We start from the raw sequence: 21,231 nt of genomic DNA, 5'->3' as shown, positions 1-21,231 counted from the left end.
ATGGCAGACGTGAACTGGAACGACTTCACCCCGGTGGACAGCGGCGCTGCGCCGGCCCCGGCACCTGTTTCCGTGGACTGGTCACAGTTCGAGGAGATCAAGCCCGCCAGCTCCGGCCGCAAGTTGGCTGACATCGCGGCCTCCTTCGCTGGCGGGGCCGTTGGCGCGACGAAGGCAATCGCCGATGCTGGCGGGGCAGGCAATGCGGCGTCGCAGCGCCTGGGCAAGGCTCAGGACGCTGTGCAGGGCTTGCTGAGCCCGCAGCGGCAGGCCGAGAAGGCGGCGCGCGCACAGACCATCCGCGAGGCAGAGCAGTCCGGCTCGGTGCTGCGTGAGGTCGGCGCGCAGTTGGGCGGCATCTCAGAGGCGCCGGTCAGCACGGTGGCTGAGGCTGCGGGATCGGTTGTGCCCATCGTCGCGTCGATGTTCACGCCGGTAGGGCGCAGCGCTGCAGCGCGGACACTGCTGGGCGCTGGACTTGGCGCGGCCCAGGGAGCTGGTTCTGTGAAGGGCAGCATCTATGACGCGGTTGAACAGCAGCAGCGAGATCAGGGCGCTACGCCGGACGCTGCGCGCCAAACTGCCGACCGTGCTCAGGCCTACACCGGGCCGAACGCGGACAACGTGGCCTTGGGCGCCGGCTTGGGCCTGGTGACGGGCACGACCGGCGTGGAGCGCCTGGTGAGCGGCGCGCTGGCTGGCCGGGCCACGAATCAGGCACTGCTGCGCCGGGCGGCCACGGGCGCCGTGACCGAAGGCCTCCCCGAGGCGGTGCAGGGCGGCCAGGAGCGCTTTGCTTCCAACGTGGCTCAGCAGCGCGAAGGTGGCGACGTGCCGACCTGGCAGGGCGTTGCCGGCCAGGCTGTGGCCGAAGGTGTGGCCGGAGGCCTGCTGGGCGCCGGCACAGGCGCTGCAATGCGCGGTGGTCATGGTGCGGTCGGGCAACCCCAGTCTGAGCCCGGAGGGCAGCTGCAGACGGATGCAGCTGGCGGCGCAGGGGCGGCCACAGCAACGGCTTCTCCCGCACAGGCCGGCGCGCAGCCTGGCACCATGGCCGTGCCGGATGCTGGCCAGCCGCTCTTTGCTGACGAGGCTGGCAACGTTGGCGAAACGCCCGAGGCTGTCCAGGCTGCCGGCAATGCGGCCCAGCCCACAGCTGCTGGTGCTCCGGCTATCGACCCCAACGCTGGCCCGCTGTCCAAGGCTGCTGCCATGGCCGGCGACCTGGGCCTGGCGCCCATGCCCACAGCTCCGCAGCCCATCAGCGCGCAGGAAACGATGGCCGAGGCCCTGCCGCGCATGAACGAGGCTCAGCAGCGTGCAGCGCGTATTGTGGATGCCGACCTGGCCCGTGACATCCCGGCAGGCGTGCGAGCAGCGCGCGAGGCTGAGGCGCGCGACCTTGCCGCCGCCGTGCCTGCTGCAGCGGTGGACCTGGGCCCCGCCGACATGGAGCAGGGGCGCATCCTGCGGACCTTCGAGCCGCGTGGGCCGCTGCCCGATGTGGCCGAGTACGCCCCGCTGATCGAGCAGGCCATCACGCCCGAGCGGCAGCCGCAGTACCGGCGCCTGCTGGCCGACGCCTTGAACGAGAACCTGGCGCCCGGCGCGCGTGCAGCCGCCGCACAGGCGCTGCATGCGACCTTCTCCCCGGACGATTTCATGGCGTCGCGCGCTGCCCGGCCGGATGAACGGCTGACGCTGACCCCGGCCGAGCGCCAGGCCTTCGGCAACGAGATCGACTTCGCGCCCGCTGCTGCACTGGCCATCGTTGACCCGGCGGCCGAGCAGATCAACCAGCTGGCCCTCGCGCAGCAACTGCAGCCCGGCGCGCCGCTGCGCCTGGACCAGGCCCACGGCCTGCGCCGCCAGGCTGCCGCCGCCGGCATTCCTGTGTCGGTGGTGCCGCACCCCAGCGGCCGGGGCTACGACGTGCAGCCCACCGTGCGCCTGCCCGAGGAACAGCGCGCGGCGGTGCCCCAGGCTGGCCCTGCGGTGCTGGGGTTCGAGGCCGGTCCTTCGGGCCGCATGGTGGCCGGCGCCGAGGGCGTGCGCCCAGAGAGCCGCGCTGAGGCCGTCGCGCTGATCAACCAGCAGCGGCAGCAGCGCCAGGAGCTTGAGGCAGAGCGTGCGCGCCGCGCCGACCTGGGCCTGAGCAACCTGACACGCATCACGCCCCTGGGCGACCAGCAGGATGGGGCAGTGCCCGGTGCGCAGCAAGCGCGCCTGCGTGGGCCTGAAGCCATCGATACGCCCACGCGCGAGGTCGGCGCCGGCCCGGCCAGCACGATAGCCATGCCCGACGGCCGCCCGTTCGCCACGCGCGAGCAGGCGCAGGCGGAGCTGCAGCGCCAGGGGCTGAGCGACACCCACGAAGCTGCGCCCGCCCAGGGCGACCCGTCCCTGGGGTTCGTGGGCCAGCAGCGTAGTGCTGCCAGGCCAGCGAACTGGCGCACCAACGCCATGCAGGCCGGCCGCGTTGCCCGGGGCCTGGGTCTGGAGCCGCGTGGCAAGCGCCTGGCGCAGATAGTGGCCGACATCGATGCGGCAGACGACGCGCGAGCTGCGCAGCCCGCACCGGAAACGGGCGGACCGGCAGTTTCGACGCCAACCACTCCGCCTATGCCCGAGCCCGCGCGCCAGCCGGAAACTGCTGACATTGGTGCTACTGAAGCAGGAGCACAAGACCGGCGTGGTTTGATGCCGGAAAATCCGGCATCAACCAGCACCGCCGCGTCCACCCTGGCTGCGGAGGCCGCTGGCCAGGGTGCGCCGAGCCAAATACGGGAAAATCCCACATTTGCGCCAAACCGGGAAAACCCGGGTTCGCCAGCCGCACGCGTCGCCCAGCAGCAGGGCCGCATCGAGGACTTCGGCGAGACCCTGTCCGGCGCCCGCAAGATGCTCTATGCCGAGGCCTACGCCGACGGCATGGCCAAGGCCAAGGCGCTGGACGTGAAGGCGCACCCGCTTTCCAAGACCTGGCCCGAGCCCGACTACCAGAAGCTGCTGGACGGCGGCACCCAGCCCCAGACCGTGGCCCTGGTGCGCGCCATGCGCGATGCCGTGCCCACCAAGCCTCAGTCCTCCTGGAAGCTGCGCGGCTGGTCCGAGCGCGTAGCCACGCTGCGCGATTCCGCCGACGAGCTGCTGGCTGGCCGGCTGGACCCGCAGGCGGTACGCACGCAGCTGAACAACTCCAGCCTGCCCACCGGTATCGCCAACCAGGCAGCGCTGTACGAGGCCCTGGGCCACGAGCGTTCGCTGAAGGGAATCGAGTTGCACGCAGGCAGCTTCTCCATGTATGACGGCGTGCGCTACGACCCGCCGCGCAGCATCTGGACCGTCTCGCGCCAGGCCAAGGCCTCGGCCTTCGGGACCTGGCCGCGCGAGCTGGCCAAGGGCGACACGCGCGAGGCGGCCATCGAGGCCTTCAAGCGCCGCGCCGCGCAGCTGGCGGCAGAGCAGGATGCGCCGGCCCGTGGCGCCACGTTCGAGATCTACGCCAAGCGCGCCGGCGGCGCCCGCGCCTTCTTCATCGGCAAGAAGATCGGGCGCAACGTTGCCGAGCTGAAGGCGGGCTTCCAGGACATCAAGGCTGCACGCCAGTACCTGGCCGACAACCAGGCCGAGCTGGAGCGCCTGCTGACCGACTACAAGGCCGTGCCGCCCGTGCGCTCGGCCAGCAATGCGCCACGCATCGGCGAGGACTACCGCAAGGGCGCCGACGTGTCGCCCCAGCAGTTCCAGGATGCCTTCGGCTTCCGGGGCGTGCAGTTCGGCAACTATGTCGAGGGGCCGCGCCGGCAGCAGGACCTGAACCAGGCCTATGACGCGCTGATGGACATGGCCGGCGTGCTGAACCTGCCGCCCCGGGCGCTGTCGCTGGGCGGCCGGCTGGGCCTGGCCTTCGGCGCGCGCGGCTCGGGCGGCGTGGACGCTGCAGCAGCGCACTACGAGCCGGGCCAGGTGGTGATCAACCTCACCAAGCGCCAGGCGGCCGGCGCCCTGGGCCACGAATGGTGGCACGCCATGGACAACTACTTCTCCCGCCAGCGCGGCGACGGCGCCGGCTTCATGACGGAGGGGGAGCGTGGTGGCGATGGCGTGCGCGAGGAGATGCGCGCCGCCTTCCGGGACCTGCGCAACACCATCAACGCCACGGGCATGCAGGAGCGCTCACGCAAGCTGGACGACCGGCGCACCAAGGACTACTGGACCACCGGCCGCGAGATGTCGGCGCGGGCCTTCGAGAGCTACCTGATCGCCAAGCTGCAGGACCAGAGCGCCGGCAACGACTTCCTGGCCAACGTGGTGCCGGCCGGCGCGTTCGCGCTGGAGGGCGCCTATCCCTATCCGACGGCTGGAGAACTGCCCCAGGTCCGCGAGGCCTTCGACCGCTTCTTCCAGACGGTGGACACGCGCCGCGGCGAGGACGGTTCGGTGATGCTGTTCAGCGCGACCAGCGAAGTGCCGCCGGGCTCAGGCCTGACGCTTGAACAGGCCCAGAAAGCGGTGGACGATGCCCTTTCGGGTCTGCGGACCCCGCCACCAGTTCGCGTCGTGCTTCGGAGCGATGAGCTTGGGGTCGATGCGCCCGACGGTGTAATGGGGGCGGCGATACCCGGGGAGGGCCGCATCGTCATCGTGGCTTCCGCCCATCGCAGTGCTGACGCTGTTGTCGAGACCCTGTTTCATGAGATGTTCCACATGGGTGTGCGCAATATCTTGCCAGGCTCCGATTATGTGCAGGCCATGCTGGATCTGGCAAAGCGCGATGCCAGGGTGCGGCAGTATGCCATCGACTGGAAAGAGCAGGCCCCCGATGCGCCGCTGCAGCTGCAGGTGCTGCGCGACATGGGCTTGCGTGGCTCCGACCTGACCGCCCGCTACGAGGCCCTGGCCATCGAGGAGGGCCTGGCCGTGGTGGCTCAGGAGCTGCGCGCCCAGCAGCAGGCCGGCACCAGGATGGGCCTGCGCATCCGCGCCCTGGCCAACTGGCTGGCCGGCGTGGCCGAGCGCATGGGCATGCAGCGCCTGGCCGGCCGCATCCGCAACATGACCTACAACGAGGCCGAGCGCTTCGTGCTGCGCGCCATCGACAGCGCGGGCGAGGGCCGCACCTCTGCGCCGGCTGGTGGCCCAGCAGGCCTGGCGCGCTACCGCACCCTGGGCGACAACCCGGCCAGCCAGCGCGTGGGCGCCACGCTGCAGGCCATGACGGCGACCAACGTCAAGAAGCTGGTCGGCCACAAGGCGACGGACCTGCGACCCCTGGGCCTGGGCTTCCTGGGCCGCCGGCAGCTGGTGGACGTGTACGGCGACATGCTGCCCGAGCTGCGCACGTACAGCGACCTCATGGCCAGGATGGATGCCGACAAGAACGAGGCCGGCGCAGGCGCGGACCAGCTGGCCCAGAACTGGGCCAAGCTGGCCGACGAGCGGGCTCTGGCCGAGCTGATGCACGATTCGACCCTGGCGCAGATGGACCCGGCCGCCGACTACGTGGCCGACGACAACCGCGTGCAGTACGGCGCGCTGCGCCGCCGCTTCGAGGCCCTGACGCCCGAGGCGCGCGAGGTCTACACCAAGGCCCGGGACACCTACCGCCAGCACATGCGTGACGTTCGCTCGGCCATCAAGGAGCGCATCGAGCGCGCCGGCATGAGCAGCGACCGCAAGGCCGCCATGCTCAAGCGCATGGACGACGAGTTCTTCGGGCACATCAAGGGCGTGTACTTCCCCCTGGCGCGCTTCGGACAGTACGTGGTGGTGGTCAAGGACGCCGAGGGCAAGACCGCCAGCGTCAGCCGAGCCGAGACCATGGCCGAGGCGGATGCCATGCGCGGCCAGATGGTCGCAGCCTTCCCCAAGGACAAGGGCTTCAGCGTGGGCAAGGTGCTCAAGGCCAAGGACTTCGTGGCCGAGCGCGACACCGTGGGCAGGGGCTTCATGGAGCAGCTGTACGGCGTGCTGGACAAGCAGGGCATGGACGCTGCCCAGCGGGCCGAGCTCGAGGATGCGCTGGGCCAGCTGTACCTGTCCTCGCTGCCGGACCTGTCCTGGGCCAAGCACGGGATCCACCGCAAGGGCACGGCCGGCTTCAGCCAGGATGCGCGCCGGGCCTTCGCTCAGAACGTCTTCCACGGGGCCAGCTACCTGGCCAAGCTGCGGTATGGCGATCAGCTGCAGGACCAGCTCGGCGAGATGCAGCGGCGCGTGGACCAGGGCGCGGGCGATGCAGGCTTCGATTCCGTGAAGGGCCAGCAGGTCGTGGACGAGATGGTCAAGCGCCACGACGCGGCCATGAACCCCAAGACCAATGCGCTGTCCACGGCACTGACCAGCGTGGGCTTCATGTTCCACCTGGGCCTGTCCCCGGCCTCTGCCATGGTCAACCTGACCCAGACTGCCCTGGTGGCCTACCCGGTCATGGGCGCGCGCTGGGGGTTCCGCAAGTCGGCCGCCGCGCTGCTCAAGGCCAGCCAGGAAGCAGTGCGCGGCAAGAACGACATCACCGGATCGCTGAGCCCCGATGAGAAAGCCGCCTACGACGAGGCCGTGCGCTCGGGCGTCATCGACGTGACCATGGCGCACGACTTGGCCGGCATCGCCCAGGGCGAGGACCGCAACGTGTCGCACAAGCTGCGGCCGGTCATGAACGCGGCCAGCTGGATGTTCCACCACGCCGAGAAGTTCAACCGCCAGGTGACCTTCGTGGCCGCGTACCGCCTGGCGCGCGAGGCAGGCGCCGACCAGCACCAGGGCTACCAGCAGGCCGTGCAGGCCACCTACGACGGCCACTTCGACTACAGCGCGAACAACCGCCCGCGCGTCATGCAGGGCAACGTGGCCCGGGTGCTGCTGCTGTTCAAGCAGTACGGCCAGAACATGGTCTACACCCTGGTGCGCAACGCTCAGCAGGCCCTGGCCGCTGCCAAGCCCGAAGACCGCGCCGCCGCGCGCAAGGCGCTGGCCGGCCTACTGACCACGCATGCCATGGCAGCCGGCGTGCTGGGACTACCCATGGTGACCACGCTCCTGGCCGCGGCCTCGATGCTGGGTGGCGATGACGATGAGCCCTGGGACGCACAGGTGGCCATGCAGAACATGCTGGCTGACGCCTTCGGGCAGAAGCCGGCCGAGGTGCTGTCCCATGGCCTGTCCCGCCTGACGCCCTGGGACATCTCGGGCCGCGTCGGGCTGGACCGCCTGATCCTGCCGGACGTGCAGGAGGGGCTGGAAGGGCAGCGCCTGGGTGAGTCGTCGATGGCTGCTGCTCTGGGCCCCGTGGCCGGCATCGGCATCAACGCCTTGAAGGGTTTGCAGGAGATGAGCGAGGGCCGGTACCAGCGCGGGCTGGAGACCATGGCGCCCAGCGTGCTGCGCGGGCCGCTCAAGGCCTGGCGCTACGAGACGGAGGGCGTCAAGGACAAGACCGGCATCGTGGTGCAGGACCAGGTGGACGCGGCCGCCGTGGCCGGGCAGGCCGTGGGTTTCTCGCCGTCCAGCGTGCGCAACGCCTACGAAGGCAAGGCCGCCATCGTGGGCCAGGACCGTGCGTTGCAGGCGCGGCGCAGTGCGCTGGTGGAGCAGTTCGCCATGGCTGCGATGGCGAAGGACGAGGAGGGCAAGGCCGAGGCGCGGGAGGCTATCCAGCGCTTCAACGAGAAGAACCCGGCACGCCGCATCCAGCCGATGCAGCTGGCCCAGAGCGTGCGCATGCGCGAGAAGCGAATCCGGGAGGCCGAGGATGGGGTCTATCTGCCGAAAAAGCGGCGCGATGCCATGGACGCTGGGCGGTTCGCGGTTGAGGAGTAGGGGAAGGGGGCAGGACCTGCCCCCTTCTAACCCTTTGATTTCTTTAATCTCCTGCAGAACGCAGGAGATGCTGGCTCGCGCATCTTGCAGGCGGCCGGACTGCGTAAGTCCTTGTTTTTATTTAATTCCGGCACAGAACCGGAGATGCCCTTCGCTGGGCCTGCAGGACGGCGGTAACTACTTGATTTTGTTCAACTCTGGCAGAGTGCCAGGGGTGGTCGGACTGCGTTCGTGCCTCGACTTAGAGTGGCTAACACCACTTCGTCACAGGCCCCCGCAGAGCAGTTATGCTCGCTGCCCTCATGGCAAGACGACCCGTTAGCAAAGAACTGTGGCGACAGCTACAACCCCTGATCCCAGCCTTCGTGCCTTCTGCCAAAGGCGGTGCGCGCAAGCTCGCAGTCAGCGATGAGGCCGCCCTCAACGGCATCTTGTTCGTGCTGCAAACAGGCATTCCATGGGAAGACCTTCCCCAATCCCTGGGCTACGGCAGCGGCATGACTTGCTGGCGGCGCCTACGCGACTGGAACGCCGCTGGTGTCTGGGAGCAGCTGCACCAGGCCATGCTGACTCGCTTGCGTGAACATGACCAAATCGATTGGAGCCGGGCCAGCATTGATGGCTCCTCGGTACCAAGCCCCCGGGGGGCCAGGAAACGGGCCCAAACCCCACGGACAGAGGCAAGCTCGGCTCCAAGCGGCACATCGTCGTAGATGCCAGAGGCATCCCGCTGGTGATCTTGGTCAGCGGCGCGAACCGGCACGACTCCAAGATGTTCGAGAGGTGCGTGGACGCGATTCCTGCGATTGCTGGCCTGCCAGGACGTCCCCGTAGAAGACCGGCAAAGCTGCACGCCGACAAAGGCTACGACTTCAAGCGATGCCGAGCCCACCTGAGGCAGCGGGGCATCATTGGCCGAATTGCCAGACGAGGCATTGAGAGCAGCGAGCGGCTGGGCAAACACCGGTGGGTGGTGGAGAGGACGCACAGCTGGTTTGCAGGCTTTGGCAAGCTGCGAATCCGCTTTGAACGACGGCTGGATATCCACGAAGCGCTGCTGAAATTGGCGGCAGCGATCATCTGCGCGCGCTTCGTGGATCGGTGGTGTTAGCCAGTCTTAGAAGAAAAACAGCCAAGTCAGAATTGGGCCACCTATCAAGGCGGCAGTTCCTGTGAACATGGCTTCTTCTTCGGGGGTGTAGCGACCTGTGGACTGCACCACCTCTCTCGTCACCCAGCCCACGGCACAAGACAGCACAACCAGCCAGATGAGGTTCTCGACCCCGATGGAGCCAGCAGGGCCAGAAGGCTGGTCAATTGCGGCCTGCGCCGCGAATGGAAGACCGGCGAACATAAGCAAGCTCCACCTCATGCCAATCTCCATCCTTCAAGTTGATATGGCAAGATTCCGCCAGTTGCTTGGCTGGAACCACTGCGCTGGCTTGGAATTTTATCAGTGCATCGTGCGTCTGCCACAAGTAGTTGTGTCGATGAATGTTTGAGATACTTGCCAGGTACACGTGATAATAATTAGCTTTTAATGAGGAGTGCGTATGTATTATAGATTTCTTGTTTTATTTATCGGTTCAATTTTCTCATTTCAAGCTTTTGCTTTTAATGTGAATGAGGTTTCCTCAAAGGGATTGAAACAGTTGTATGGGTTTCTGGTGGGTCAATCTGCTGCAATCGAACTTGGAAAAAAAGCAGCGCCAGAACTCGCTCATCAATATCGTTTGGCGCAACTAAAATTCGATGCTAATTTTCCTGGCGTTCAAAAAAAGCTTGAAGCTATATTGAAAGAAGAACTTACCGAGGATCAATGGATAGAGCTGCAAAGGGTAGCCCGTGAAAGCCTGAGGACTCAACTCGATGGTTTGAATGTGACTCCGGAGGTCGCTGGAGTTTTCCTCAAAGAACTACAAGGTCGAGCGGATGGAGTCATCTCATCGCCGATGCTTCAATACTTACTCGCTGTTCAGTTTGAGAAAAGTCCAGTGAGCGAGTTTCTGCAAGGATACAGGCAGAATTATGTGGGAGATGGGAAAGGGAAAGCAAAGGGGTTATTTTTTAATCTTCAAATTCCTTTGTCTTGGAAGGGCAAGGATGGAGACAGACCCAATATTGTTCAATCCTGGACTAGCGCCAATGGCACTGGTCTGGAGAGTATGTCTGCAATGGTGAAGATTGTGCCGAACAACATTACCAAAGATGACATTCTGGAGACTATAAAAACCCCTGAAGGTCAAAAAACTTTAGTTCCAGAAAGAACGAAAATAATAAAGGCTCAGGCGATTACTATTGAAACGTATCCTGGATATCATATTGAATATGAAATTCCCACAGAACGAGTTGGAGATACTATTTATTCATCGGCCAGCATATATGCTGTTTTCACAAAGACTCATATGTTTGTGCTGAACTGTATGGCGGGATCAAATGATATGTCACACGCTCGTGCGTCTTTCAAAAATCTCCGGCCGCTCTGCCAACAGGTGGCTTCTTCGATAGTGCTACCACAAAGATATGCGCCCTGATCGCTGAGGTTTTGCTAAAAAGACGATCTGAGATATGTGTGGGAATAAATCGTTGGCAGGCGCTTCAACGTTCACTTTGCTTCCATGGAATATTCCCGGAAAATAGCGTAACCCTTTGATTTTTAACGGTTGAGAGTCTGACTTTTAATCCGTTGGTCGCGAGTTCGAATCTCGCAGGACCCACCAACTAAATACCAATGAAATCAAGCCCTTACGCCACAAGCGTAGGGGCTTTTTTCTTGTTGTCGGGGGTCTGCTCTGACCAAAACATGACCGCGTTTGCGTACTGGGCCAGATGCTCCGGCGCCAAGTGGGCATATTTCTTCACCATCTCCAGCGTCTTCCAGCCTCCCAGCTCCTTCAGCACGAACAGCGGTGTGCCGGATTGGACATGCCAGCTCGCCCAGGTGTGCCGCAGGTCATGGAAGCGGAAGTTTTCGACGCCGGCAGCGGCGAAGGCCCGGGCAAGAATTCGCGCATCGACCTGCTTCACAGGTGCCCCGGTAGGCCGCGTGAAGACGTTGACGCCTTTGGGGCGCGCGTTCAGCACGTCGAGCGCTTCGCTGTTGAGTGGGACCACTCGCGCGGAACCCGATTTGGAGGCGTCGGCGCTGACCCAGGCAGTGGAGCGCTTGAGGTCTACCTTGTCCCAGGTGAGCGTGAGGATCTCCGCGCTTCGCATGCCCGTGGCAAGGGCAAAGCGGCAGATGTCCCGCATCCAGTCCTGAGACAAGGCCATGATGAAGGCTCGGGCCTGCTGGCGGGTCAGGAACCGAATGCGAACCGCTGGCTCCCGGTAGTTGCTGAGAATGGGCGCGCGCGCCAGCCACTGCATCTTCTCGCACATGTTGAGCAGGGTCCGCAGGGTGGCGATGTACCGATTCTTGGTGCTCTGCGATGTGGGCCGCTGCACCGTGGAGCCGTGGCGCACGAAGTGCGTGGGCAGGTTGTCAAGGATGACGTCGCTTGTTAAAGAGCTGATGGGCCTGCCGCCGAAGACGGTGCGCCAATACGCGACGTGCCGAACCTTGGTGTCGTAGTCGCTCTGTCCAGCAGAGGCGCGGAGGAATTGAACGGCAGCTTCCTCGAAAAGCCGCTGCGGCTGCTCCCCCAGCTTGTCCTGCCGCCACATCTCCGCTTTCAGGCGGTCGTGGTACTCCTGAGCTGCCTTGCGCTCGGTCGTTTTAGAAGATCGTCTAGGGCTACGCTGAACAAGCCTGAGATTTCGACACTGCGTCGTGCTGACGCCCGACTTGGCTGACGTGATCCGGTTGCTCCAAGTCAACGCCGCATTCTTCAGCCTTTTCAAGGTGGCAGGCGCGTCGCACGCCCACTGTGGACGCACTCATGCCACCAGACGCTTGCGCGCCAGGTAGATGTTCGCCAAACCCAGCGCCACGAACGCTCGCGTCGCGTTTTTCGCCAGGCCCTTGTAGCGGACCTTGCTGAAGCCGAACTGGCGCTTCACCACGGCAAACACGTGTTCCACCCGAGAGCGCGTCTTGGACTTGATGCGGTTGACGATGCGCTCCAAGTCGGCCAGATACCCTGTGCCTCGGACCCTCTGATTCGTCTGGTCCTTGGCCTTCGGTGCCTTGGCCGCGATCAACGCCTGCTGGGAGGCGTAGGCACTGTCGCCGAAGACTTCCAGCTCCTGGCCGTGCAGCAGTTCGGGCAGCGGGTGCTTGTCGTGAACGTTAGCCGCCGTCACCACCGCGCTATGCGCAAGGCCCGTCTCGCTGTCCACGCCGATGTGCAGCTTCATGCCGAAGAAGTACTGCTGCCCCTTCTTGGTCTGGTGCATCTCGGGATCGCGCTCGCCCTTGTCATTCTTGGTCGAGCTCGGCGCCGAGATGATGGTGGCATCCACGATGGTGCCGGTGCCAACCTTCATGCCCTTGCTCTGCAGCACTTCACCGACCTTGGTGAACAGTGCGGCGCCCAGCTTGTGCTTGTCGTCCTCCAGCAGCCGGCGGAACTTCAGCAAGGTGGTGCCGTCGGGAACGCGCTCGCGGCCCAGGTCAATGCCCACGAAGCGGCGCAGCGCCGTGCTGTCCAGCAGCGCCTCCTCGCAGGCCTCGTCGGCGAGGTTGAACCAGTGCTGCACGAAGTACATGCGCAGCATGCGCTCCAGGCCAATGGGCGGACGGCCCCTGCCGGCCTTCGGGTAGTGGGGCTCGATGACTTCGCACAGCTCAGCCCACGGCACGATGGTGTCCATCGTCTGCAGGAACACATCGCGCCGCGTTGGCCTGCGAAATCGCTCGAACTCCGCGCCCTGATCGGCTGCTGCTGCGAGTGTTGCTTGCTTCATGCAGGCATCATCGCGAAGCACCGCTTGCCTTGCCACCCGATCAACCCGCAAGGCTGACCTTAATCAGCGTAGCCCTAACTCTTTCGCCGCTTGGCGTGCGTAGATCGATCCACCAGATTCCGGAAGTTTGATCTTTGCGGATGGGCATTCACTATCCTGGTTCCGCAACGATAGCCGGGTGACATTGTTGCGAGGTTTGTTGAGAGCAGCAAGGGCGGATGGCCAGATGCGCCATATGCGCGATCCGGGTAGGCGAAAGGCGATCTCATGCCGCCTTTCGAAGATGGTTCCGTAGGAAACCTGCAGTCGTTCGGCTGCCTGTTTTAGGGTGAGCGCGGTTTCACTCATTCGGCATCGCGGCCAGTTCCGGTGCCTGGGCTTGGTGGGTATTGGGCGACGCAGCTGCTTTCGAGCGCAGCTGCTGCGCCAGTGTTTCCAACTGCTCGAAGGTGAAGCACATGCCGCGAATGGCGCGCGTCGGCCCGGGCGTGTGGAAGGTGCCGCCGCACTGCTGTGCCAGCAGCACGAGAGGGGTGTTGATCATCGTCATGGCGGAACTCCAGTTCAGGCGGGGAAAGGCTCGATGCGGCGTGCGGGCGCGGGGTAATACAGCTGGCCGCCGACGCGGCTGGGTAGCGTGTAGGCATACATGCGCGCTGCGGGCAGGCCGGGGTGAGGCTTGAGCTCGATGCCCTGATAGCAGTTGCTGGGAGGGGTGTAGGGCTTCTGGGGTGGGGTCTGGGGCATATGGATGCAGAAACGAAGCGGCCCGCGCAAGGCGGGCCGGTGCATGGTGGAGGCGGCTGATCAGCCGGCCAGGGTGTGGCGGGCCGACGTAGGGAAGGGGTTGTGTGCCGTTGGCGTGCTGCTGGGGGCCGGCAACTGTGGGGCCGTGGGCGGGGCTTCGAGGAAGTCGCTCCGGTCCGAGTGCGTGACCTTCAAGTACTCCACTTCGACCTTGGCCGTGTCAACGAGAACAGAGGCCACCTGAGCCACTGCTCGAGCGCGGTCTACGTCCATGGGCTGCTCGCGGTTGCGAAGATCTGCCAGCGTGTCGAGCAACTGCTGGCGAACGAGGGTGATGTGCGGTGTGCTCATTTTGGTTGGCTCTCTTTGGCAATGCGGTTGACCTGGCGGGTGATGGCGCCCTTGAGCTGGACCAGCTTGGCCAGCTCGGGAGACTTGCGGGCGGGATGGTTGCGGCGCGCGTTCTCGGCGCGGCTGATGCATTCGAGGCGATCAGCTGTGATTTCAGCCTCCTGCGTGGTGCGTTGGCCAGGCCGGAACACGATGATGTGACCCTCTCGCACGGGGCCGTTCGCGGCCTCCCAGACGAGCCGGTGCACCGCTGTCCAGCGCCGGGCGGGGACGATGCTCCGGTCATCGGTCATCTTGCGTTCCAGAAGCCCGTCGCGCGTGACGCGCAGGCTGCCGATGGGCAGGTAGTTCCGGGACTCTTCGGGCCGGCGCGTCTTGAACTGCGTTGCCCGGGAGTTTTCGTGGTGCCCAGTCGATCCCGGCACGCCTTTGTTCCAAGGCGTGAGGCCAGGCTGAAACTGTGTGGCCACCATGCGGGGGTCATCCCTGCCGCGCTTGATCCGGCCGCTGTGCTCGCTTTCATTGAAGGCGTGGGATTTCTTGATCCCCAGGGCTGCGGCTTGGCGGTAGATCGTTGACGTGCTGTAACCCAGTACTTGGGCAACTTGGTCTGTGGGCGTGTCAGGGTAGAGGGCGCGCAACTGGGAGATCTGCTGTGACGTCCAGTTTGTAGGTTCCGGCTTTCTATCAGTCATGTTCCTCGGGTCGTAAAAAAGCCAGCTCTGGGCTGGCTTGGGCAAGGAGAGGGATCAGGAAAGCGCGCTGGGCTCATGACTCTTGAGCGCGGGCGCAAAAAAACCGGCTCGGGGCCGGTTCTTAGTCAGTGTCGAGTTGCGGTATCAACTGCTGAAGCTTCTCCAGCGCGAACTCGCCAGGGCCGGAGCCTATCCCCTCCAGCACCTCGGCGTCATCTACCAAGTGATAAGCCATGGTCCACTTGCTGAACCTGCGGTAGGGCTGGCGATGCAGTTGCAACAGAGGCGTGAAGTTGACGTGTCGGGGATCCCGGGTCAGCAACGTGATCAAGTTCTGAACCTGATAGCTCGGGCCTTCGATGTACTGGCAGAAGACCTCGCCATCGAACACCAGGATGCCTGTGATCTGAGCTTTTTCGTTGAAGGCTCGGGCGGTTTTGACGATCTGCGCGACACAGGTGGCATCGACCCCAGGGGCGAGCTTGCTCTGGTACAGAAAGCATTCGAGCAGATTGTTGCCCATGCTTCTCTCTCTTTCATAAAGTGGAAAGAAATAGTAGTTGCAAACTATCTCCCTTTGTGGGTGTTTTGTGGAGTTGCAAATTTAAATTTTTTGGGCACGGGTTGGGCACGGTCTTTGCCCTTGGCCGGTTCGGAGGCGTCCGTCTCCAAAGAAAAAGCCCCTGGCGCGCGCACCCAGGGGCTTGAGGCACCGCCTAGACTTGGCGCGCACCTCCTTGCTTGGTGTATCGGCAGCTCCTCGCCTAACTTTTGGCTGTTTCGATCAGGAACTGCTCGCGCTCCTTGCCGTTGATCCAGTTCGGGGGCTTGCCCCGGCCGGTCCAAGTGGCGCCAGTCTCCGGGTCTCGGAACTTGGGCGCTCCCGCCGGGCCCTTCACCTTGGAACCACTGGCAGGAAATACATCCAGCTCAGTGAGCTGGTACTGCTGAACCAGGGTTCGGACCTCGGCCACCGCTCCGGCCTTCTCCGTTTTCATCACTTCGGCGATGCGTGCATCCAGCTCGGCTTTTTGCTGCAAAAGGGTCTTGTAGTCGGTCATCTTGTTTTGTTCAATTCTTCTGGATTTGAAGTTTTTGAGTAATCTATTGATATTTAATTATCAATTAATAATCATTGAGATTGCTAAAGGTGTTGAGCTAACGAACTATCGGCTATCATGTGGTCGTTTCGATATAGTTTGCCTATATGTTTCTGATTGCAATCGTGGTTGTTGGCTGACTGGCAATGATGAAATGAAAGCCTGAGGTTGCAGTTAGCTTGCTACCCATGGAGCCAAGATGGATCGCAAAGAAAGCATCAATGCAATCATTGAACTAGCTAACCTTGGGACACAAATATCTCCAACTGAGGCTGTTCATGCGGTGGCACAGGTGATAAGTGAAATGTGTCCAGCTGGTAGGAACTATGACGCTCGACTCGCTGTTTTGCTGCAGGTCGGCGCTACTCTCTGGCAGGTGTCGTCAGCTGCCGGCATGCCTCTGCAGAGTGAGCGGATAGATTCGGTTCAGCAAAATGGGGCAGAGCATTAGTGCAAATGCCCACCTGATTTTTCTAGCCTCAGCTAATGCGGAACTGCTCACGTTCCTTACCCAAAATCCAGTGCGGTGGCTTGCCTCGCCCGGTCCAGGTAGAGCCGGTGACGGGATTCCGGTATTTAGGTTCTCCCACAGAGCTCTTCGACTTCACGCTGCGAGTAGGAAAGACATCTTGCTCAGTCAGCTGGTACTGCTGAACCATTGCGCGGACCTCTGCCAAAGCGTCGGCCTTTTCGGTCTTCATCACTTCCGCGATGCGTGCATCCAGCTCGGCCTTTTGCTGCAGCAGGGTCTTGTATTCGCTCATTGTTTTTCTCCGGTAGGGTTTCGAAAAGTGGGCCCTTCATTTGGTAGGGCCATGGATGAAAAGTTCTGGTCATGCAGCAATTGCAGCCGCCAGAAGGAATGCACCGGCAAAGCCAATGCTGTCGGCCAACAGGCTCATGCCTGCGAGGCCAAGGAAAACGCTGCGAAGGCTCATGGCTGTACCTGGTAGCTGTCGCGAACGTCGGCAATGTGGGCAATGAGGCCATTGCAGAAGTCCGTGAAGCTGCTGGCCGGCAGGTGCACGGCGCTGCGGTCTTTGACCGTGGGAATGCCCAGGGCCGCGGCCGTGGTCGCTTTCACGTCGAAGATGCCCAGGCGCTTGTTGATCTGCCCGATGTTCAGCGTGGGTGCCGTCTCCGTAGGCGCGGCGGGCTCCTCGGGCAGCATCAGGGCGCGACCATCTTCCTGCACATGGTTCAGCACTCGCGGCGGATGCTGGGGGTCGATCAGCTCCAATGGCGGCTGCCAGGGCGCCGTTGGCGTGATGGACTGGATGTCGGGGCTGGGGTGCGTGGCCGCAAATTCCGCGATGCACTGCGCGTAGTACGCCCGGGCCAGTTCCAGCTTCACGTCCATCTGCGCCTCCAGCGCACGGTCGCGCTCGATGGCCCAGGTGGTCAGGCGCATATGCTCTGGGATGTGCTCGACCAGGTGAAGCTGCTGCGGCTCGTACTGGCCCAGCAGTTCCTCGGGCGTGTTGACCATCGCGTAGTTGACCTCCCAGCGGTCCACGTCCCAAAGTCGCATGTAGCCGCGCATCTGCCACTCGTAGAGCGAGTCCTGGCAGTCACGCACGAAGGCAGGGAAGGTCTGCAGGCTCCACGAACATTTCAGGTCGTGGCCGCAGCGGCGCACCAGGTCCACGGTGTCGGCTTCACCCGTGATCTTGCCGTCGCTGCGCCGCTCGGTGTTCTTGGCCAAGGTCAGCCCGCGCACGCGGTTCAGCAGGGCCAGGCCTTCGGCCTCGACTGCCAGGCCCTTGTCCGTGTATTTGCTGGAAACCTCGAAGTCCACGCCCCACAGCTCCTGTCGCACCAACTCGCGGATGTAGGTCTTCGCGGTCTCGCTGAGCGTGCCCAGCTTGAGGCGTTCCAGCACGGCCTTCTCTTCGTCCGTGCGCTTCTTCTTCGCCTGGATGGCTTCCACCTCGGGCGTGATCAGTGCGGGATCGATGCTCACGGGCGCGGTCATCAGCTTGCCTATGCTCGAACAGCGGAACAGGATTTCCCTCATGCTGTGCTCCTGGTTGCGGCGTTGAAGGCGATGAGGCCGGCGCGGTCATCCCAAAGCGCGGCGCGACCTTCACGGCAACCCTTGTCGAACTGGTCCGTTCCACGCACGCTCTTGATGTAGTCCACCCAGCCCTGGGCCAGTTTGGAGAGCGGTGCAGCAGCGCCGCCCTGGCCGTCGTCATCCTCGCCGGCTTCGGCCACGCCAGTGATCTGCTTGAGCGTGTGCCGCTGCAGGTAGGTCGTGGTGGAAATGATGGCCTGGATGGCGTTTTTTCCGCCCGTCTCGTCGGGCTGGGCCGTCAGTTGGACTGACTCGGCATGGCCCAGGCGATGCCGCAGCGTGCAGACCACGGTGATGTCGCGGCCGGCCTGGTGCGTCTTCCACGACCAGGCGAAGCCATGAACGGAAAGCTCGGGGCCCACGGCCTGCACAACGTCGTCCAGCTCGGCGTGCTTGTAGCTGGTTCGGCCGCCCTTGCTGGGGAAGTCCACCAGCTTGCGCTTCACGATGCGTGGGCTGCTGCCGGTTTCGATGACACCTTGTTAAGGTGGCAGATGAAACCGGAGGTGGTTAATGGAGAGAAGAAGGACATTCAGTCGCGAGTTCAAACTCGAGGCGGTCAAACTGGTCGTTGAGCGTGGCGTGTCTGTGGCCCAGGCAGCCAAAGACTTGGACGTTCACGAGAACGTGCTGCGCAAGTGGGTGCGTGAGCTGAGGCAGGAGCCTCAGGAGGCGTTCCCTGGCAACGGCAAACAAAAGGCGCAGGATGCTGAGATAGCACGGCTGCACAAGGAAGTGGCCAAGCTCAAGATGGAGCGCGACATATTGAAAAAAGCCGCGGCCTACTTCGCGAAGGAGTCGATGTGAAGTTCGGCTTCGTGGCGAAACACCGAGGGGCCTGGCCGGTCAATCTGATGTGCGAGGCGCTCGGTGTCTCGCGAGGCGGCTTCTACGCCTGGCTCACACGACCCAGGAGCCGGCGTAGCCTCAGCGACGAGGTGCTGGGTGCGCAAGTGCATCAGAGCTTTGTACGCAGCGACCGCACCTACGGCGCACGCCGTGTGTGGCACGACGTGCTGGAGCAAGGCCAGACCTGTGGGCTGCATCGTATTGAGCGGCTCATGCGGGAGCAGGCGCTGCGTGCGAGACCGCGAAGGCGTGGACTACCCAAGGACCGTGGCGCGCGTGGTGCTGTGGCTGACAACGTGCTGGACCGTCAGTTCCAGGCAGATGGTCCGAACCAGAAATGGGTGGCCGACTTCACCTATATCTGGACGGCAGAAGGCTGGCTTTACGTAGCTGCGGTACTGGACCTGTACTCCCGTCGAATCGTGGGCTGGTCGATGCAGGAGAGCATGACCTCGCAGCTCGTGGTGGACGCGCTGATGATGGCTGTGTGGCGCCGGGGCAGGCCAGTGGCACTGCTGCACCACTCGGACCAGGGTAGCCAATACACAAGCGAGCACTTCCAGAGGCTGCTGGACGAACAGGGCATCACTTGCAGCATGAGTCGGGCTGGCGAGGTCTGGGACAACTCGGCCATGGAGAGCTTCTTCAGTTCTCTGAAGACCGAGCGCACGGCCCGTAAGGTGTACAGGACACGAGGCCAGGCCCGCTCAGATGTGTTCGATTACATCGAGTGCTTCTACAACCCGACGCGTCGGCATTCGACGCTCGGATATCTCAGTCCCGTACAGTTCGAGCAAGCTCAAGAAGCTTAGGTCGGTGTCAACGAGACCGGCAGCAGCCCAGCGGATGTTCTTGGCCTTGAATGCGGCCAGGGCTTCGTTGTAGGCCTTCTCGGCCTCGTGGCGCTCGTTGCGTTCCAGCAGATCCATCATCTTTTCGATCTGCTCAAGACCGGCGCCACGCTCCTGCAGCGTCAGCATGAAGTTGGCGGCGAGGGACGTAGGGAGCGGGCCGGGGGTGGGGGCGGACGCGGCGTTTGCCGCTGGCACCAGTTCAAGGGCTGCGGCCTCTTTCTTGGAAACAGCGTTCATGGGAACCTCGCAGGTCGTGGAAAAAGAAACGCCCGCAGCAGCGGGCGATGGTCGGCGCCGGCGTGGCGCTTGGTGGATGGGGCGGTCATTCCGGGTCTTCCGGATCGCCGCGCATTTCGCGGACGGCGGACAGGTAGCGGCGCCCGCCGGCAGGCCAAGCGCGGTCCAGTTTTTCCCCGGCCTCTTCAAGCAATTCGAGCAGCATGGGCACCTTCTCGGCGTCGGTGAGTTCGGAGAGCTTCATGGCTTTTCGCGGTGGCATTCCACCTGCCTCTCGTCCAACCATTCCGCATGCATGCCGGGGCACGCCAGCGCGCTAACGGTGGCGGGTGGCGCCTTGCCGGGCTCATCGTCCAGCGTTGCCTGCAGGCACAGCAGGCTGATGCCCAGGAGCATGGCAATCAACCATGCCAGCGGCGGCGGGTCCGGGATTTCGTCATGTTGGTGCATGGTGGCTCCTCGATCAGTGGCGGTTTCGTTGAAGCTCCGCGATGTCGTCGCGGGCACGTTGGCGGGCATAGGACCGCAGCCACTCGTCCATGGAATTGCCCATGACGGTCAGCTGCGGGTGTTCGGGGTTCAGGCTCTGGCCCATGCGCTCGCTGGCGGCGGCGATTTGCTTGGCCAGCTCGTACTGCGCGGCCTGCAGGGCCTCCTGCACAAACTCGGCAGTGAAGGGCGGGCCGTAGTACTCGCGGACGTAGGTGTCCAGTTCGGCGTCTTCTGCCTTGGCGCTGTCATAGCGCGCCGCGTTCTCTGCAGCGGCCACTGAGGCCCAGCAGATAGAGGAAAGTCTTGCATTCATGTGGGCCTCAGGAAATGAAAAAGGGCCTGCGTGTGCAGGCCCAGGAAGTAAAAGATATTCTTATGGCTTCAATAAATTAATAAAGATTGTGGCGGCGTTCCTTTTGTTTTAAATTGGTTGTGTGGGCTTTTGCAATATCTGTGGTTTATTTCCAGTTATGAGTAATTTTTCTAATTATGCTTTGAGTTGCATAAAAAATTTCCCTGCTGCAACTGCTTTGGTTGTCTCGCTGAATGCTACTGCTTTTGATGATGTTTCTTTGAAAGCAAGCGGGCAGTTAGGGCCTGTAAGAAGCTTAATTGCAATGAATGACGGAATCAGTGTGATATATGAAAATGGACAACGGCAGATTTTTCGTAATGTTGATCATCCTAAGAACGGGTCGCCGGTGACATACATCTATGAAGGCGAAGACGTGGAACTGAATGCCTATGTTGTGAGCGTTTGGCGTGTAGGCAAACAAATGGTGCTGGTCAGCAAATCCACAGGAGCATTTGTTGAAGTGGGTTCGCACCGCTCAGTGTCGCCTGATGGACGTATGGTATTTTCTTCTGATTGTTGGGAAGTGGGATGTTACTACCAGCTCAACAATTGGCCATCCGGCAAGCGGTTGGTATTTTCAAAAAAGGTTGGAAAAAAAGGAGACTTTAATATAAGAGAGTCAATTGACATGGGCCAGGTACGCTGGGTCGGTGGTGAAAGTGTTAGGTTCCAGGTTACATGCTCGGGCGGAAGTGCAGCAGAGGTATTTCTTAGCCTAAAGTCGCCTAGTTTTCTTCTGAAGCCGTTAGATCCTTGCGTATAGGTTTCAACGCTTTATGGCCATTGCGCTGACGGCCTGAGGCAG

22 protein-coding genes are annotated in these 21,231 nt (G+C 62.8%); 6 read left to right on the top strand and 16 right to left on the bottom strand.

Features of this window, described 5'->3' with window-relative positions; genetic code table 11:
* Nucleotides 1-7,821: a PLxRFG domain-containing protein gene (locus tag U6958_RS19275; protein ID WP_074922881.1), complete on the top strand. Its 7,821-nt coding sequence runs from the start codon at nucleotides 1-3 to the stop codon at nucleotides 7,819-7,821.
* Between the two features lie 302 nt (nucleotides 7,822-8,123).
* Nucleotides 8,124-8,932, top strand: a protein-coding gene (locus U6958_RS19270) for an IS5 family transposase (RefSeq protein ID WP_085930546.1) whose coding sequence is annotated in 2 segments (ribosomal slippage) — nucleotides 8,124-8,454 and nucleotides 8,454-8,932 — 810 coding nt in all. Because the reading frame shifts where the segments join, the coding sequence is not laid out codon by codon here.
* A gap of 6 nt (nucleotides 8,933-8,938) precedes the next feature.
* Here U6958_RS19270 and U6958_RS19265 read toward each other — a convergent pair.
* Complete coding sequence (locus U6958_RS19265) at nucleotides 8,939-9,175, bottom strand: hypothetical protein (RefSeq protein WP_143044739.1); 237 nt, start codon at nucleotides 9,173-9,175, stop codon at nucleotides 8,939-8,941.
* A 199-nt stretch (nucleotides 9,176-9,374) separates the two neighbouring features.
* Between U6958_RS19265 and U6958_RS19260 the strand changes: the two genes are divergently transcribed.
* Nucleotides 9,375-10,355 carry a hypothetical protein gene (locus U6958_RS19260; protein ID WP_143044740.1) on the top strand — a complete coding sequence of 327 codons (981 nt, stop codon included), beginning with the start codon at nucleotides 9,375-9,377 and terminating at the stop codon, nucleotides 10,353-10,355.
* Between the two features lie 211 nt (nucleotides 10,356-10,566).
* On the opposite strand, the gene U6958_RS19255 is transcribed toward U6958_RS19260, so the two are convergent.
* The 8 genes from U6958_RS19255 to U6958_RS19220 all read right to left on the bottom strand — a co-directional run bounded on the left by U6958_RS19255 (nucleotide 10,567) and on the right by U6958_RS19220 (nucleotide 15,523).
* Nucleotides 10,567-11,664: a site-specific integrase gene (locus U6958_RS19255; RefSeq protein WP_350337279.1), complete on the bottom strand. Its 1,098-nt coding sequence runs from the start codon at nucleotides 11,662-11,664 to the stop codon at nucleotides 10,567-10,569.
* 36 nt (nucleotides 11,665-11,700) lie between these two features.
* On the bottom strand, nucleotides 11,701-12,669 hold the full coding sequence (locus U6958_RS19250) for an IS5 family transposase (RefSeq protein ID WP_016445619.1): 969 nt from the start codon (nucleotides 12,667-12,669) through the stop codon (nucleotides 11,701-11,703).
* A 340-nt stretch (nucleotides 12,670-13,009) separates the two neighbouring features.
* Entirely contained in the window at nucleotides 13,010-13,219 is a 210-nt protein-coding gene (locus tag U6958_RS19245; protein WP_074924391.1) for a hypothetical protein, read from the bottom strand.
* A 14-nt stretch (nucleotides 13,220-13,233) separates the two neighbouring features.
* Nucleotides 13,234-13,416: a hypothetical protein gene (locus U6958_RS19240; protein WP_017404878.1), complete on the bottom strand. Its 183-nt coding sequence runs from the start codon at nucleotides 13,414-13,416 to the stop codon at nucleotides 13,234-13,236.
* Nucleotides 13,417-13,476: 60 nt separating this feature from the next.
* Nucleotides 13,477-13,767 carry a hypothetical protein gene (locus U6958_RS19235; RefSeq protein ID WP_074924393.1) on the bottom strand — a complete coding sequence of 97 codons (291 nt, stop codon included), beginning with the start codon at nucleotides 13,765-13,767 and terminating at the stop codon, nucleotides 13,477-13,479.
* Entirely contained in the window at nucleotides 13,764-14,462 is a 699-nt protein-coding gene (locus U6958_RS19230; RefSeq protein WP_074924403.1) for an HNH endonuclease signature motif containing protein, read from the bottom strand. The genes U6958_RS19235 and U6958_RS19230 overlap by 4 nt, the downstream gene beginning before the upstream one ends.
* A gap of 121 nt (nucleotides 14,463-14,583) precedes the next feature.
* Complete coding sequence (locus U6958_RS19225; RefSeq protein ID WP_074924395.1) at nucleotides 14,584-14,985, bottom strand: BLUF domain-containing protein; 402 nt, start codon at nucleotides 14,983-14,985, stop codon at nucleotides 14,584-14,586.
* Nucleotides 14,986-15,226: 241 nt separating this feature from the next.
* Nucleotides 15,227-15,523, bottom strand: a complete 297-nt coding sequence (locus U6958_RS19220; protein WP_074924397.1) for an H-NS family nucleoid-associated regulatory protein — start codon at nucleotides 15,521-15,523, stop codon at nucleotides 15,227-15,229.
* Nucleotides 15,524-15,761: 238 nt separating this feature from the next.
* On the opposite strand from U6958_RS19220, the gene U6958_RS19215 reads away from it, so the two are divergent.
* A complete protein-coding gene (locus U6958_RS19215) occupies nucleotides 15,762-16,013 on the top strand; it encodes a hypothetical protein (protein WP_143044726.1) in 252 nt (83 codons plus the stop codon).
* Nucleotides 16,014-16,041: 28 nt separating this feature from the next.
* Here the strand turns inward: U6958_RS19215 and U6958_RS19210 are convergent, their stop codons facing one another.
* The 3 genes from U6958_RS19210 to U6958_RS19200 all read right to left on the bottom strand — a co-directional run bounded on the left by U6958_RS19210 (nucleotide 16,042) and on the right by U6958_RS19200 (nucleotide 18,085).
* A complete protein-coding gene (locus tag U6958_RS19210) occupies nucleotides 16,042-16,326 on the bottom strand; it encodes an H-NS family nucleoid-associated regulatory protein (RefSeq protein ID WP_074924399.1) in 285 nt (94 codons plus the stop codon).
* Between the two features lie 170 nt (nucleotides 16,327-16,496).
* Nucleotides 16,497-17,579 (bottom strand): hypothetical protein, encoded by a 1,083-nt coding sequence (locus tag U6958_RS19205; RefSeq protein WP_074924401.1) that lies wholly within the window; start codon nucleotides 17,577-17,579, stop codon nucleotides 16,497-16,499.
* A complete protein-coding gene (locus U6958_RS19200) occupies nucleotides 17,576-18,085 on the bottom strand; it encodes an ERF family protein (RefSeq protein ID WP_244160592.1) in 510 nt (169 codons plus the stop codon). Before U6958_RS19200 ends, U6958_RS19205 begins: the two co-directional genes overlap by 4 nt.
* A gap of 67 nt (nucleotides 18,086-18,152) precedes the next feature.
* Between U6958_RS19200 and U6958_RS19195 the strand changes: the two genes are divergently transcribed.
* A protein-coding gene (locus U6958_RS19195) for an IS3 family transposase (protein ID WP_089577556.1) occupies nucleotides 18,153-19,300 on the top strand; the annotation gives its coding sequence in 2 pieces (ribosomal slippage) (nucleotides 18,153-18,414 and nucleotides 18,414-19,300; 1,149 coding nt in all).
* Here the strand turns inward: U6958_RS19195 and U6958_RS19190 are convergent.
* The 4 genes from U6958_RS19190 to U6958_RS19175 all read right to left on the bottom strand — a co-directional run bounded on the left by U6958_RS19190 (nucleotide 19,196) and on the right by U6958_RS19175 (nucleotide 20,384).
* The gene (locus U6958_RS19190) at nucleotides 19,196-19,579 is read right to left on the bottom strand and encodes a hypothetical protein (protein ID WP_350337278.1); all 384 of its coding nucleotides are present in this window, start codon (nucleotides 19,577-19,579) and stop codon (nucleotides 19,196-19,198) included. The genes U6958_RS19195 and U6958_RS19190 overlap by 105 nt on opposite strands.
* 85 nt (nucleotides 19,580-19,664) lie before the next feature.
* Nucleotides 19,665-19,823: a hypothetical protein gene (locus U6958_RS19185; RefSeq protein WP_016452848.1), complete on the bottom strand. Its 159-nt coding sequence runs from the start codon at nucleotides 19,821-19,823 to the stop codon at nucleotides 19,665-19,667.
* Complete coding sequence (locus U6958_RS19180; protein ID WP_074923354.1) at nucleotides 19,820-20,029, bottom strand: hypothetical protein; 210 nt, start codon at nucleotides 20,027-20,029, stop codon at nucleotides 19,820-19,822. The genes U6958_RS19185 and U6958_RS19180 overlap by 4 nt, the downstream gene beginning before the upstream one ends.
* A 13-nt stretch (nucleotides 20,030-20,042) precedes the next feature.
* Nucleotides 20,043-20,384 carry a hypothetical protein gene (locus U6958_RS19175; protein ID WP_074923355.1) on the bottom strand — a complete coding sequence of 114 codons (342 nt, stop codon included), beginning with the start codon at nucleotides 20,382-20,384 and terminating at the stop codon, nucleotides 20,043-20,045.
* A gap of 157 nt (nucleotides 20,385-20,541) precedes the next feature.
* Here U6958_RS19175 and U6958_RS19170 point away from each other — a divergent pair, with 157 nt between their 5' ends.
* Nucleotides 20,542-21,189, top strand: coding sequence for a hypothetical protein (locus U6958_RS19170; protein WP_143044655.1), 648 nt, complete (start codon nucleotides 20,542-20,544; stop codon nucleotides 21,187-21,189).
* Nucleotides 21,190-21,231 lie beyond the last annotated feature (42 nt).

The sequence above is a fragment of the Delftia lacustris genome, assembly GCF_040267515.1.
GTDB lineage: Bacteria > Pseudomonadota > Gammaproteobacteria > Burkholderiales > Burkholderiaceae_C > Comamonas > Comamonas tsuruhatensis.
Note: the sequence above shows the minus strand (reverse complement) of the source record. Positions and strands in the feature narration are given on the sequence as shown.

Bases quoted from the DNA above. Each gene is read 5' to 3' on its own strand.
- U6958_RS19275 (WP_074922881.1), top strand. From the start codon at position 1: ATGGCAGACGTGAACTGGAACGACTTCACCCCGGTGGACAGCGGCGCT.
- U6958_RS19265 (WP_143044739.1), bottom strand. From the start codon at position 9,175: ATGTTCGCCGGTCTTCCATTCGCGGCGCAGGCCGCAATTGACCAGCCT.
- U6958_RS19260 (WP_143044740.1), top strand. From the start codon at position 9,375: ATGTATTATAGATTTCTTGTTTTATTTATCGGTTCAATTTTCTCATTT.
- U6958_RS19250 (WP_016445619.1), bottom strand. From the start codon at position 12,669: ATGAAGCAAGCAACACTCGCAGCAGCAGCCGATCAGGGCGCGGAGTTC.
- U6958_RS19245 (WP_074924391.1), bottom strand. From the start codon at position 13,219: ATGACGATGATCAACACCCCTCTCGTGCTGCTGGCACAGCAGTGCGGC.
- U6958_RS19240 (WP_017404878.1), bottom strand. From the start codon at position 13,416: ATGCCCCAGACCCCACCCCAGAAGCCCTACACCCCTCCCAGCAACTGC.
- U6958_RS19235 (WP_074924393.1), bottom strand. From the start codon at position 13,767: ATGAGCACACCGCACATCACCCTCGTTCGCCAGCAGTTGCTCGACACG.
- U6958_RS19230 (WP_074924403.1), bottom strand. From the start codon at position 14,462: ATGACTGATAGAAAGCCGGAACCTACAAACTGGACGTCACAGCAGATC.
- U6958_RS19225 (WP_074924395.1), bottom strand. From the start codon at position 14,985: ATGGGCAACAATCTGCTCGAATGCTTTCTGTACCAGAGCAAGCTCGCC.
- U6958_RS19220 (WP_074924397.1), bottom strand. From the start codon at position 15,523: ATGACCGACTACAAGACCCTTTTGCAGCAAAAAGCCGAGCTGGATGCA.
- U6958_RS19215 (WP_143044726.1), top strand. From the start codon at position 15,762: ATGGATCGCAAAGAAAGCATCAATGCAATCATTGAACTAGCTAACCTT.
- U6958_RS19210 (WP_074924399.1), bottom strand. From the start codon at position 16,326: ATGAGCGAATACAAGACCCTGCTGCAGCAAAAGGCCGAGCTGGATGCA.
- U6958_RS19205 (WP_074924401.1), bottom strand. From the start codon at position 17,579: ATGAGGGAAATCCTGTTCCGCTGTTCGAGCATAGGCAAGCTGATGACC.
- U6958_RS19190 (WP_350337278.1), bottom strand. From the start codon at position 19,579: ATGAACGCTGTTTCCAAGAAAGAGGCCGCAGCCCTTGAACTGGTGCCA.
- U6958_RS19185 (WP_016452848.1), bottom strand. From the start codon at position 19,823: ATGAAGCTCTCCGAACTCACCGACGCCGAGAAGGTGCCCATGCTGCTC.
- U6958_RS19180 (WP_074923354.1), bottom strand. From the start codon at position 20,029: ATGCACCAACATGACGAAATCCCGGACCCGCCGCCGCTGGCATGGTTG.
- U6958_RS19175 (WP_074923355.1), bottom strand. From the start codon at position 20,384: ATGAATGCAAGACTTTCCTCTATCTGCTGGGCCTCAGTGGCCGCTGCA.
- U6958_RS19170 (WP_143044655.1), top strand. From the start codon at position 20,542: ATGAGTAATTTTTCTAATTATGCTTTGAGTTGCATAAAAAATTTCCCT.